General features: G+C 56.4%; 12 protein-coding genes. 10 read left to right on the top strand and 2 right to left on the bottom strand.

All coding sequences use genetic code 11. From position 1 onward, the window contains the following. From VGE80_RS16250 to VGE80_RS16230, 5 genes are all read left to right on the top strand, one after another. The coding region (locus VGE80_RS16250; protein WP_440593399.1) for a carboxypeptidase-like regulatory domain-containing protein at positions 1 to 517 on the top strand (517 nt) is incomplete at its 5' end. Between the two features lie 138 nt (positions 518 to 655). Next, positions 656 to 2,038, top strand: a complete 1,383-nt coding sequence (locus tag VGE80_RS16245) for a sulfatase (protein ID WP_440593398.1) — start codon at positions 656 to 658, stop codon at positions 2,036 to 2,038. A gap of 232 nt (positions 2,039 to 2,270) precedes the next feature. Continuing rightward, positions 2,271 to 3,653: a sulfatase gene (locus tag VGE80_RS16240; protein WP_397570826.1), complete on the top strand. Its 1,383-nt coding sequence runs from the start codon at positions 2,271 to 2,273 to the stop codon at positions 3,651 to 3,653. Between the two features lie 203 nt (positions 3,654 to 3,856). After that, the gene (locus tag VGE80_RS16235) at positions 3,857 to 4,447 is read left to right on the top strand and encodes a peptidylprolyl isomerase (RefSeq protein WP_373653873.1); all 591 of its coding nucleotides are present in this window, start codon (positions 3,857 to 3,859) and stop codon (positions 4,445 to 4,447) included. A 250-nt stretch (positions 4,448 to 4,697) separates the two neighbouring features. After that, positions 4,698 to 5,150 carry an acyl-CoA thioesterase gene (locus VGE80_RS16230; RefSeq protein ID WP_440593397.1) on the top strand — a complete coding sequence of 151 codons (453 nt, stop codon included), beginning with the start codon at positions 4,698 to 4,700 and terminating at the stop codon, positions 5,148 to 5,150. A gap of 108 nt (positions 5,151 to 5,258) precedes the next feature. On the opposite strand, the gene VGE80_RS16225 is transcribed toward VGE80_RS16230, so the two are convergent. Next, on the bottom strand, positions 5,259 to 6,491 hold the full coding sequence (locus VGE80_RS16225) for an amidohydrolase family protein (RefSeq protein ID WP_440593396.1): 1,233 nt from the start codon (positions 6,489 to 6,491) through the stop codon (positions 5,259 to 5,261). Positions 6,492 to 6,656: 165 nt separating this feature from the next. Beyond that, entirely contained in the window at positions 6,657 to 7,889 is a 1,233-nt protein-coding gene (locus VGE80_RS16220; RefSeq protein WP_397570823.1) for a radical SAM/SPASM domain-containing protein, read from the bottom strand. Positions 7,890 to 8,068: 179 nt separating this feature from the next. On the opposite strand from VGE80_RS16220, the gene VGE80_RS16215 reads away from it, so the two are divergent. From VGE80_RS16215 to VGE80_RS16195, 5 genes are all read left to right on the top strand, one after another. Beyond that, positions 8,069 to 9,265, top strand: a complete 1,197-nt coding sequence (locus VGE80_RS16215; protein ID WP_397570822.1) for a DegT/DnrJ/EryC1/StrS family aminotransferase — start codon at positions 8,069 to 8,071, stop codon at positions 9,263 to 9,265. A gap of 255 nt (positions 9,266 to 9,520) precedes the next feature. Next, a complete protein-coding gene (locus VGE80_RS16210; protein WP_440593395.1) occupies positions 9,521 to 9,946 on the top strand; it encodes an amidohydrolase in 426 nt (141 codons plus the stop codon). Positions 9,947 to 9,992: 46 nt separating this feature from the next. Then, the gene (locus VGE80_RS16205; protein WP_440593394.1) at positions 9,993 to 10,445 is read left to right on the top strand and encodes a glycine cleavage system protein H; all 453 of its coding nucleotides are present in this window, start codon (positions 9,993 to 9,995) and stop codon (positions 10,443 to 10,445) included. 21 nt (positions 10,446 to 10,466) lie between these two features. Continuing rightward, positions 10,467 to 11,600: an ATP-binding protein gene (locus VGE80_RS16200; protein ID WP_440593393.1), complete on the top strand. Its 1,134-nt coding sequence runs from the start codon at positions 10,467 to 10,469 to the stop codon at positions 11,598 to 11,600. A 30-nt stretch (positions 11,601 to 11,630) separates the two neighbouring features. Further along, a partial coding sequence (locus VGE80_RS16195) for a prenyltransferase/squalene oxidase repeat-containing protein (protein ID WP_440593392.1) occupies positions 11,631 to 13,151 on the top strand: 1,521 nt, incomplete at its 3' end.

Here is a 13,151-nt window from a genome sequence, read left to right as displayed (position 1 = left end):
TCCTCCAGCCATTCAGAGGACGATGATGGATTTGATATTAAGAAACAGACCGAACGTTCGACGCGTTGCTACGGTTCTCGCGCTCCTCTGTACATTGCCTCTTTTCAGTGGTTGCAGCGGCAAGAAGATGCGAGATGGCTTTGTTGACGTTCGCGGAACAGTCACACTGGATGGGGATCCACTTCCTAATGCCCAAGTCACGATTGAAACGACGAACGGCAGCAGCTTCGCCAGGACTGATCGAAACGGAAACTACATCGCCGAGTACAGCAGATCATTAAAAGGGGCGGGGGTCGGTGATGCGACTGTCCGAATCAGCACCAGGGAGATTTTCCCCGACGAGGATGTTTCTGGTCTGGAAGTTGATCCTCGCTCAGGTGACCACATCAAGCCGGAACTTGTACCGGTGAAATACAACAAGAAATCAGAGCTGAAGATCACGATCGAAAACGGGGGCGGGCCGTACAACTTTGAACTGGAGTCAGATCGGACGGGATCGTCCTCCGCAGGGAAATGAGGGGCATCGGCCCCGGTCGGGCGATGCTGAATCAATTCATTTTGAATAAAGCGACCGCACAATCGTGTGGGGTCCCGCTGCTCCGCCCCCTTTGCAGATAAACCTTACGAATAAAACGTTACGAAAAGGATGCCGTCTATGCGATTTCGTCGATGGGCCGTCAACGTGCTGGCGGCCGTTTGGGCCGTCTCGGGTTCCATGTCACATCTGTCTGCGTCTCCTCCCCGGAAGCCGAACATTCTTTTGATTGTCGCCGACGATCTGGGCTATGCGGATCTCGGATTTCAGGGAGGCGCTGATATTCCGACGCCTGCGATTGATTCGCTGGCGGCAGGCGGGGTGCGATTCACCAACGGGTACGTATCCGGACCTTATTGCAGTCCGACTCGTGCTGGGCTGTTGACGGGCCGATATCAGCAGCGGTTCGGGCATGAATTCAATCCTGGGGGAAACCGCGCGGGTGGCAACCGAGGAGGCGGCAACAGACCCGGCCCCAACTTCAGTGGCAAGGGGTTACCGCTCGAAGAAACGACGTTTGCCAATCGATTTAAGGACGCGGGCTACGTCACCGGACTGGTGGGAAAATGGCATCTTGGTGGTGGCCCGGAATACCACCCCTTCAAGCGGGGCTTTGACGAGTTCTTCGGATTCCTGGGTGGGGCACATACCTACTTTGACAAGGACAATGCCGAGATTCTGCGCGGAACAGAAAAGCTCACCGAACCGACCTATTTGACGCAGGCATTCGGACGGGAAGCCGTATCGTTCATCGAACGACACAAACAGGAACCGTTCCTTCTCTATCTGGCGTTCAACGCTGTTCACACCCCCATGGAGGCGGAAGACAGCGAACTGGACAAGTTTGACGAGATTAAGAACGAGACTCGTAAAACTTACGCGGCGATGCTCTCGTCAATGGACGATGCCATTGGCAAGGTTCTCAGCAAACTGAAGGATGCGGGGCTCGAAGAAGAAACACTGATTTTCTTCATCAGTGATAACGGCGGACCGACGATGCAGGGGACCACCATCAACGGCAGTAACAATGCCCCGCTCCGAGGCAGTAAGCGTACGACGCTCGAAGGTGGTATTCGGGTTCCCTTCGTCGTCCAATGGAAGGGCAAACTTCCTGCCGGCAGCGTCTACAATCACCCCGTCATCCAGCTCGATTTCCAGCCGACAGCGCTGGCGGCCGCCGGTGTGACGGTGGACCCCTCGTGGAAACTGGACGGGACCAACCTGTTGCCATTCCTTGACGGGTCACAGAAGGGGATTCCCCATGAGACGCTGTATTGGCGATTAGGCGATCAAAACGCGATTCGCCACGGCGAATGGAAGTTGGTGCAGTACGACCTCAACGTGGAAAACTACCCCACGACGGGTGTCTCGACCAGGAAGCTCTTCCATCTTCCGACGGATCTGAATGAATCTCATGATCTGTCTGAGAAGTACCCGGAAAAAGTGAAAGAACTGGAATCGCTGTGGCAGGAATGGAATAAGCAACTGGCAAAGCCGCTGTAATTTTGTGGCTGAACCCGGGTGATCGAAGCATCACGGGGCGGGGGAGCTCTTCCTGAGCCGTTGAAGTTGCACCACATGACAACTCAGCGGCTCGGAAGAGCTTCCATCGTCTGTCTCTCGCGCAATGGCTGTGCTCGCTCACTTCTCAGACCAGCACGCTGAGCGATGGGGTGCAAACCCGGAGGCCGCTGCCACTGCTGAGCGAACTGATTTCTCACTGGAAGGTCATTGCATGTCGAAAAAACTGTTCCGAGCGAGGTCGCTCACCCACTGGCTGTTCATCTCTGCATGGATTGCCATTTCAATGACAGCAAGTGCTGCGGAACCACGCCGGCCGAATGTGCTGTTTATTGCGATCGATGATCTGAATCATTGGGTCGGACATCTGGGACGCCATCCGCAAACCAGGACCCCGCATATCGATCGGCTGGCGGCTCGAGGAGTCCGCTTTACGCACAACTATTGTGCTGCCCCTGTCTGCAATCCGTCGCGCGCCGCGCTGATGTCCGGTCAACGCCCTTACACGACGGGTGTCTACGACAATAACCATGACTGGCGGACTGTCATCCCCGAAGAAAAAACTCTGCTCACGACGTTCAGGAATGCGGGTTATGTCGTGAAAGGGGCAGGCAAGATCTATCATGGGGCGTATTCGCGCCGCAGTGAATGGGATGATTACCTCATGAAAGAAGGTACGGATCCAGTCCCTCAGGGAGACACTGGGGTTGGGGGGATTCGTTTCGCTCCACTTGATTGCGATGACGAAGATCTACGGGAGTGGAAAATCGTCCAGTACGGAATCGAGGAACTGGCGAAGACTCATGAGAAGCCGCTACTTTTGACGGTGGGGCTGCATAAGCCGCATATGCCGTGGAACGTCCCGCGAAAGTACTACGATCTGCATCCGCTGGATTCCATTGAGCTTCTGCCCGTGCAGCCTGATGACCTGGGGGATGTCCCTCCCGCCGGTTTGAAGATGGCCAGACCTGAGGGGGACCATCAACAGATTCTTAAGTCGGGCCGTTGGAAAGAGGCTGTTCAGGGGTATCTCGCCGCGATCTCGTATTGCGATGCCATGATCGGGCGTCTGATTGATGCTTACGACAAATCTCCCGAACGAGACAACACGATCATCGTGTTCTGGAGCGACCATGGCTGGCACCTAGGTGAAAAACAGCATTGGCGCAAGTTTGCCCTGTGGGAAGAGGCAACACGAGCTCCGTTGATCTGGGTTGTTCCGGGACTGACCCAGGCCAATGCCGTGTGCGATCGAACGGTTGATCTGATGAGCGTCTATCCCACTTTGACTGACCTCTGCGGCATCAAGACCCCGGCACACGTGGAAGGCCGTACTATCCGGACCTTGCTGGAAAACCCGGCCGCACCATGGGAGGCTCCCGCGCTCACGACATACCGCTTTGGCAATCACACGATCAGAAATGAAGGGTGGCGACTGATCCGATACGCGAATGGTGATGAAGAATTGTACGACGAGACGGCAGATCCCTACGAATGGACGAATCTCGCCAAGGACCCGCGTTTTGCGAGCCGGAAGGCAGAGCTCGCACGGTACCTTCCCTCGCGGAACGAACCTGAGATTCCGTCTGCAAAATGAATGTCCAGCCGTACGCGAAGAGCAGGTGCTGCAGCAGATCGAGAACGGCATCGCAGCAGACAGTGGTCCTGGTTGAACGTCGCGTAGTTCCTCTTCTCGGTTGAATAGCGTAAGCGAAGCCCATGAGTTAACTTATGAAGTCATCGGATGGGATGCTGGCGATGGACGCTGGCGGAATCAGATTACTTTGGAGAGGTTTTGCTATGTACTCGCGACGACAAGTCTTGGCTGCGTCCGTTGCTTCGACAGTTCTCGGTACCTCACTCTTCGCTGCTGACAAGGATAAAAAATTGCCAAAAGTTTACTTCGACATCAGTATCGGCGGGAAAGAAGCCGGCCGTATCGTCATGGAACTTCGCTCTGACGTCGTCCCCAAGACGGCGGAAAACTTCCGCGCTTTGTGCACGGGCGAAAAGGGCTTTGGATTCAAAGGCTCGTCCTTCCACCGCGTAATTCCCGACTTCATGTGTCAGGGGGGGGACTTCACCAACCACAACGGAACCGGTGGCAAATCGATCTACGGGCAGAAGTTTGCCGATGAAAATTTCCAGTTGAAGCACACCGGCCCCGGCATTCTGAGCATGGCCAATGCAGGGCCCAACACCAACGGTTCGCAGTTCTTCCTGTGCACTGCTAAAACCGCCTGGCTCGACGGCAAGCACGTCGTCTTCGGCAGCGTTGTCGAAGGTATGGACGTGGTCAAAGCCATCGAAGCCGTGGGTTCCGGATCGGGCCGTACTTCGAAGAAAGTCGTGATCGAAGACTGCGGTGAATTGAAAGACGAAGCGAAGTAAGCCTCTCGTTCAAGATTCCGAAATAAACAAAAGTGTCAGTTCTCGCGAGCGCCGCATCCCAGCTACGGCTGGGATGAATCGCTGTGCGAAGACTGACGCTCTTTGTTTTCCGGCGTCAGAAAACGCACGGCTTAGCAGGTCCTGCCTGTCACGGGTCGCTGCGATTCCGGCGCAGCAACCCAGTCTGCAGCCTTTTCAGCTTGTGGCAATGCCAATTGATTCCTCCCCCCCTGTTCGCTAAGTTGGCGCTATGGTCCCCAAATTTACTGCCAGACATCGCGTTGAATTCTTCGAAACCGATCTTGCTGGGATCGTGCATTTCGCCAACTTCTATCGGTTCATGGAACAGGCTGAGCATGCCTTCTTCCGTTCGCTGGGGCTCAAGATTCATGGCAATTTTCCTGACGGAACGGCCTTTGGCTGGCCGCGAGTTTCTGCGACATGCTCGTTCAAATCGCCGGCCTATTACGAGGATGAGCTGGATATTTCGGTAACCGTTGTGCGAGTCACTCGGCGGTCATTGACCACATCGTACGAGTTCCGGCGCGGCGACCTGCTGCTGGCAGTGGGTGAAATGAAGACCGCTTACTGCATCATTCCGGCGGGAGCTAAACTCCAGTCCGTGGAATTACCCGATGAGATCTACGAAAAACTGAATCAGTCATCCGGCGATTCCACCGTTGGCGATACGATCACTGTCTGATTTTCGCAGTAGAGCAGCGGTAGAGCAGCAGTGGATCAGTTGTCTCCGCGAGATTCCTTTCGTCTACTGCTGGAAGGCGCTGTCAAAGTGCAGACGTGCAGGAGGGAGTCATCTGGCTATGCTGCTGCCATCCGTATTCCGCCAGACCCAGTTTCCCTGAATCATGGTGCCGCACACGTGACTTGTCGGTTGGAACAGGGTCTGTCCGAAGTTGGCATCCTGAATCTCACCAAGTGCAATCAACGTCAGGTTTGCGGCCGTCGGTGATGCGTTTGACGCGGGGTCGAGGGCCGTTCGTCCCGTGATGGAACCGGCTTGCAGAAGTTCCCAAGGGGAAATGTCCGGGTGCTGCCGCGCCAGGAACTGTAATTCGGCGAACAGGCTGAGATCAGGATTCGATGCCCGACTATCGGTTCCAATAGCAACGCGACCTCCCATCTTCAGCAGACGCCGCCACGGATGCGGATCATGCCCAAATGCGAAGTGGGTGCGAGGACAATAGACCAACGTCATTTGCGGCTGCGCTGCGATAAAGCGAAGTTCTTCGTCGTTCAGGTAGTTGCCATGGACGATCAAGGCACGCGGTGCTTCCGCCAGTACATGCAGATAGTCGAGTGCCCGACGGGGAGTGGGAAACAGGTTTTCGTTCCAGATGCCGAAATCGCTCAGCAATTCCCGAAACTCACCGCTCTGAGAGGTAAGGAGTTCCAGTTCGCTGCTGGTTTCCGCCAGGTGCATCGCGACCGGACAACCCCGCATGCGGGCAATTGCGACCGACTCCCGCACCAGGTCCAGATGTGTGCTATACGGGGCATGCGGACTGATCCCGGGAGAAAGCTTCCCGGCGGCGGTTTCGACGACCGATCTGGCGAGCTGCACCTGTTGGGAGACTCGTACCGGGGACTGGCCGAGAACTTCCTGAAATACAACAGTCGGACAACCCGCTGCGGCGTAGTCGCTGGCCGACCAGCCAGTCGTGGCAATTTCGCCGATCAGTGTTGTGCCAGCGGACAAACTCTCACGGATTCCCGCACGAATGGCATCAGCGGTGGAGTCTGGATGAGCCTGTCTGTGCTTTACGACTGAGCGGATCCAGTCGGTGAACCGGCCGTTTGTGGGGATGGGCTGGGAAAGCAGACTGAATTCCAGATGAGTGTGTGCATTCACCAACCCGTCGACGAGAGCCACGCGGCCCAATTCCACTGCCGAGTGGGACTTTCCGGGGACAACATCGACCACGTGGCCCTGCTCGATCTGCACCGTTACGTCGAAGTGCGGAGTTCCACCCAGGCAAAAACAGGCCACGTGGTAGGATTGAGGTTGGCTACCCGCGGGGCTCATCCCGGCTCTCCAGATCGATGATGGTTTGACTCTCAAGGAATATGGCCACTGGTGCCAGCCCGGGGTGGTGGCCACTTCAGCCAATAAGGCCGGCCCAACGAATGCACTCGCAACCGGGACGGGGCAACGATGGGACGTGACGGGTTGAACGAACCACGCAAAGTATCAGACAGAGACCGGCTTTTGGGCCACGGCAGCATCGAGGGCTTTGTAGGCACCAAAGTCATTGAACCAGTATCGTTTGGCTAGCCGATAAGCCCAGCTTCGCTCGGGGATCTCCTGCCCGGGACCGTACTGAGACGGACGGGATTCCATCTTGCGGAGTTCCTCGAGAGCCGTCTTTCGCGCTGTCTGATCGCCCGCCTGATGACTCACAACAAGCTGATGCAGGACATCGGGTTGCTCGAGTACGATACAGCCGCGAGTGGACCTGGCTGCCACTTCGCGAAAATCTCGTAAAAACTCAGACTGGCCAATGACGTCACGAATGTGACGCTTGTCGTGAATGGATTCTTTGGCGAACTGAATGATGGGGCAGGGCTCGATCCCACCCCAGGGATTAATGTGATGCGTTAACCCGGAAGCAGCCGGACACAGGGCTTTCCCTTCCCCATCGTAGTAGGCGTCAATGATGCCGATCGGCTTGCGGACCCGCATTTCGACGACGAACCGGCGGATACGCAGTTGTTGCTCACGCGTCAGCGCGAGTTCCGGTTCCGGCTTTGGTCCCATCGGCCGGTAGACGTGGAACCACGAATACATGACTCCCATTTCAATGAGACGATCGAGCCATTTTTCGTTGACCAGATCGTCGATATTGGTCTGGCAGACACTGGTGCACACGCCTGTGATCACCTTATTGTCCAGGCAGTTCTGCAGTCCCTGCATCGTCTTGGACAAGACTCCGGGGCGGCCACGCCGCTCGTCGCTGATGATTTCCGTCCCTTCGACGCTGATCAGTGGAGTGACGTTACCCAGCCTTCGTAGTTCTGCAGCCACCTCCGGAGTGATGAAGTGGCCATTGGTGAACACCTGGAAATAGCAGTCAGGGTGTGCTGCCAGAATTTCCAGCAACTGGGGATGCATGAACGGCTCCCCGCCGACGATTCCGAAGAATCGATTGCCTGCTTCTTTGGCTTCTGTCAGCAGTCGATTCATCGATTCGACATCGATGATCTGCTGCTTGGCCGCAACATCGACCCAGCATCCCTGACACCGCAGGTTGCAGCTGTTGATGACGGAAATGTAGATAAACGGAGGGAAGAACTCGCCTCGTTTGAGTCGGCGTTTGAATCGCTGGACGGACAGCATTCCCTGAAAGCCAAAGTTGTAAGCGAGTTTCCACAACAGGCGTTTGTCGGTTTCCAGAAGAAGGCGGCGGGCCATGCGAAGATACATTGAAACTGTTCCTGACGCGGACGCAATCCGCAAATTGATTGTGTGGCGGCATCCTCGACGCGACACGGACCGGTAACGAGCGGGCGACGTTTGACACCCGCTCTCACAGCTTAACATAGTAGACATCGCCGCTGAAGCGGCTTCAAGTAATGGGCCAGTCGCATCCGGGTGACCACACGATGAGTTCGAGCAAGTCAGAACGACCCGCAATCCTGGGGGGAAGTCCGGCCTGCCCGGCAGGGCCGCCTGAATGGCCGCAAAGTGATCCTGCGATCAGCGAGGTTCTGACGCGTCTTTTCGCTTCAGGGGACTGGGGGCGTTACCATGGTCCCCATCTGCCGGAACTCTGCCACAGACTGGCCGAGTTCCATCACGTGGAGCACGTTCTTCCCTGCAGCAGCGGCACGGCCGCCGTTGAATTGGCGCTGCGTGGACTGGGAGTTCAGGCGGACGATGAAGTCATTCTCGCCGGTTACGACTTTAAGGCGAATTTTCAGAATGTCCTCTGCCTGAAGGCGACACCGGTTTTGGTGGACCTCGACCCCGAGACATGGCAGATCGACCCGCAGCAAGTTGCCGCTGCGGTGTCGGAGCGAACGCGGGCGATTCTGATCTCGCACCTGCATGGCGGAATCGTGGATCTGGTCCGCATTCGGGATGTTGCCGCATGCCACGGAATTCCAATTCTCGAAGATGCGTGTCAGTCCCCAGGGGCGATGTGGGGGGGGAACCGAATCGGCTCCGCGGGCGACGTCAGCGTTCTGAGCTTCGGTGGCAGCAAACTTCTGACTGCGGGACGGGGAGGTGCCATTCTCACGAATCGTCCTGAAATTGCGGAACGGATCAAACGCTATACGCAACGAGGCAACGAGGCCTATCCTCAATCGGAAATGCAGGCCGCTCTCCTGCTGCCGCAACTACAGCAGTTGGACCGCCATAACGAGATCCGTCGTGAATCCCTACGAATGCTCTGTTCGGACGAGCAACAGATGAAGGGGCTGAAGGTGCTGCAGCGGCCTCAGGAAGATCTGCTGCCAGCTTACTACAAAGTGGGCATTCGATACGATTCAACAGAGTTTGGAGGACTCTCCCGATCACTGTTCGTTCGCTCGATGCGTGCGGAGGGGATCGCAATCGACGCCGGATTTAGAGCCCTGCATCTGATCCACGCCAAACGCCGTTTTCGTACTCAGGGCGAGTTGCTGGAAGCGACGCGAGCGGACCAGGAAATGGTGGTACTTCATCATCCGGTTCTGCTGCAGGGAGACAGGGGCATCCGTGACATTCATAAGGCGATTGAGAAAGTGCGTGAGGGGGCCCCTCTGATCAGGGAACAAATACGGGTAGAAGAGCCTGCAGAGTCCTTCTTCATCTGAAATCGTTCTGGGTCCACGAAGTTGCCTGCGTTCAGTTCACTTGAAACGTCCGGTTTGATCTGATCAAAGTGCGTTGGGCTTGAGAGGATGCAGGTTGCTATCCGGTTCCCTTGCCGTTTCAATCGATGAATCGGCGATGCCAAAGGCCCACCCGGGGATATCTGTGTTCATCTGATCGCGAAAATTGAGATTGAAGGTACAGCAGGAGCATTCGAGGTCATCATGTCTGCGGAACCGACATCAGAATCGCTTACGATGGCAGACGCCGTCGTCAGGTGTCAGCGAATCTTCGCTCACGCGTGGATGGTTCGCACCTTCGTTAAACACAGCGAGATCATCGAAGATTTCCCGGAACTGATGACCATCGTCCGCGCAGTGTTCGACACATCTCGCGCATTGGAGACGGCCATCAGTCAGCCGGCCGATTATCTGAAGATGCTGCGAAAGAAATTTCCCAAACTGCGTACGGCAGCAGCGGAGTTTCGCGAAATGGCGCCTCAGGCATCCGACCATACGAATTTTCGCCAGGCGGTGATTTCGATGGACGGATGTATCGATGAACTTGAATTGATCCTGAAATCCTTCCCGACGGCAGCACCCCCTGCGATGCCCGCGAACTTTCGCCCGCCTTCCAGTTCGGTTAACCTATCGACAACTGCCGACACGCCGCCCGCCGATTGATCCTGCCCTCAGTTCATCCCTACAGATTGGTTTTCGGTGCGTGGTTATGCCTGATCCTCTTGTATTTATGATGGGCAATTTTGAGGCCCCCATTCCAACGGACCGTCAGTACTTTGAGTCCCATCTGTGGGCACAGCCTGTCGGACATTTGTTGCGGGTTGGCTTTACATCGTATGCCGTTCGATTACTTCAGGATGTCTATTTTCTCGACTGGCAGATCGATGCGGATACCCCAGTTCGTCGTAAGCAGTCGATTGGCGAAATCGAGAGTTCCAAGGCTGTCTCCACCATGTACGCTCCGGCGGACGGTCGGATTGTGAGGTTTAACGAAGCTCTTTTAAATGACCCTTCCCTGATCAATGCGGACCACCATGAGCGCGGGTGGCTGTACGAATTCGAAACGAACACTGGATTGCTTTCACCCGAGGACTATATCAAGGTTCTGGATGCTGGTTGGGAACAAACGCAGCGCGTGCTGAAAAATCAGTTCAACGAATGAAAATGCAGAAAGGGCCGTTCCTTGGCTCGTAAAAAGGTCACAGTCGTTATCTCTCAGGCACCCGGCAAGAACCCGGTGAAGAGACATCTTGAAGAAGAGATTGCGACTCAATTGATTCTGTCGGGAGTAGCCGAGGTTTCGGTTGTTCCGCACCTCTACGATCTGACGGCGGACCACACAGGAATGCTGTGGTTGAAGTCGCTGAAAGGGGATCTGATCGTGCTGGGATGGCTCTACCCGAGGGCCATCCGCTGGGTGCTGGACCGCAACGGAGTCAAAGGCAAGGAAGGGGAGTCCCGGCTGAATGCCACGGATAGTGACGAGGATGACGAGGGCGAGGAGGGAATTCCTCCAGAGGCCCAACCGGCCGATGAAGGGGCTTCCCGCGCCATCGGAGCACTGAATGTCCCTGACCGGACGATCTTTGCGATTGACCTGCGGACCAGTCCTGACGCAAAGACATACCTCGACGAAATCGAACGACTTTCTCAGGTCATGACCGCCCCGCTTGTCCAGTTAAATGGATTCGGCGGTATTCCCGTCATTTCGTCCAAATCCAACGGGGCACCCACCAATGGTGTAGTCATGGCGGGACCGTCAGTTTTCAACGGCGAATCTGCCGCTCTTGCCAGTGGCAGCACTGATCCCACTGCCAACGGATCTGGTGACGCCAAAGCGGATGGTCCGACGGTCATTCCTGCGGAAGGAATCCGTCGTCGGTGGTATCCTGTTATCGATTACAGTCGCTGCACAAACTGCATGGAATGCATCGATTTCTGTCTGTTTGGTGTCTACGGCGTCGATCTGCTGGATCGAATTCTGGTTGAGCAGGAAGACAACTGCAAGAAGGGATGTCCTGCCTGCAGCCGTGTCTGTCCCGCCAACGCGATTGTCTTCCCCGAGCATAAGACACCCGCAATTGCCGGGGCCGCTGGGGGCCTTGTGGAAGACTTCAAGATTGACCTGTCAAAGTTATTTGGTGCTCCGACAGCACTGGAAATGGCGGTCCTGGAACGCGACGTCGAGCTTGTCGCCGATGGGCGTTCTGCCGTGGGCGCTTCCGTCGGACTCCCCAAACGACAGGCTGAAGCGTCATCAAAACCGCGTGACGATCTCGACGATCTGATGGACGATCTCGACGCGCTGGATGTGTAGTATCTTGAGGCCATGGGAGTCGGGGTTGCTGTGAACGATTGGGATCGAGACCGTCTAACTCAGGGCTATCAACTCGCTTCGTCTGCTTTAAAGGACGAAGCGGCCGCTGAAGGAACGTGGGTCGGCGAACTCTCTTCGTCCCCCCTTTCCACTGCCACGGCCGTTGTCGCCCTGCAACTGGTCGGTCGTGATCAACCGCAACGTCAGAGCGAGTTCAAGGATCTGATTTCTCAAGGATTGAATTGGCTCGTCGAGTGTCAGAACTCGGATGGCGGGTGGGGTGATACCAGCCTGAGTCTCAGCAACATCTCGACGACTACACTCGTTTACTCCAGTTTTCATCTCGCACAGTCTCCCGAGAAGTTCGGACCGGCTGCCGAGCGGGCTCGCAACTACATCGAATCCAAGGGGGGATTCGACGCCATCAAACAGCGGTACGGAAAGGACCACACCTTTTCAGTCCCGATCCTGACGCAGTGTGCTCTCGCAGGATTAATTTCCTGGGACCAGCTTCCGCCGCTGCCGTTTGAGCTGGGTGTCTTTCCGCACTGGTTCTATCGCTGGATGAGTCTGCCCGTCGTGAGCTATGCACTTCCTGCCTTGATAGCGATTGGGCAGGTCCGACATCATCTGGCGCCGTCACGCAATCCCCTGATTCGGATGCTTCGCCAGATGGCGGTCAAGCCGACACTTCGCAGGCTGAAGACACTGCAGCCGGAAAGTGGCGGATTTCTGGAAGCAACTCCCCTGACGAGTTTCGTCACGATGAGTCTTGCGGCGATGGGCCAGTCGGCTCATCCCGTCGCTGAGCGGGGAGTCGACTTTCTAATCGCGTCGGTCCGACCCGATGGAAGCTGGCCAATTGATACGAATCTGGCCACCTGGGTTACCACTTTGTCGATCAACGCACTGCGTCCCGAATCGATCTCACCCGAGCAGGCAAAGTCTGTTTTGAGCTGGTTACTCAAACAGCAGAATCGTGTTGTCCATCCTTACACGAATGCGGCACCGGGGGGATGGGCCTGGACGGACCTTTCCGGCGGTGTCCCTGATGCAGACGACACGCCGGGAGCAATCCTGGCACTGCTCAAACTCGATGAACTGGGATCTGGCGAACGGTCACCCGAACTGGCGCCGGCGCTGCGTGCAGGAGTTCAATGGTTGCTGGACCTGCAGAACCGTGACGGCGGTTGGCCCACCTTCTGTCGGGGATGGGGAGCGCTCCCGTTCGATCGCAGTGCTCCCGATCTGACGGCACATGCCCTGCGTGCCATTCATGCCTGGCAACTCTGGCATCGCGCACAACAAGCACATTCCGCGGGGCCGGATCCGCTGCTGGAACGGGTCGAACAGGCAGCATCCGCAGGGTTCGCGTATCTGGCACAGACACAACATCCGGACGGAACCTGGCACCCGCTCTGGTTTGGTAATCAGTTCGCTCCTGATGAGGCGAATCCTGTTTACGGGGTGGCCCGGGTGCTGGCTGCGTACCGCGATACAAATCGATTGCCGGATGTGGCTTGTCAATTCGCCTGTGACTGGTTGGCGGAC

Origin of the sequence: Schlesneria sp. (assembly GCF_036405755.1) — a bacterium.
Lineage (GTDB): Bacteria > Planctomycetota > Planctomycetia > Planctomycetales > Planctomycetaceae > Schlesneria > Schlesneria sphaerica.
This window is presented reverse-complemented; position numbering and strand designations above follow the sequence as displayed.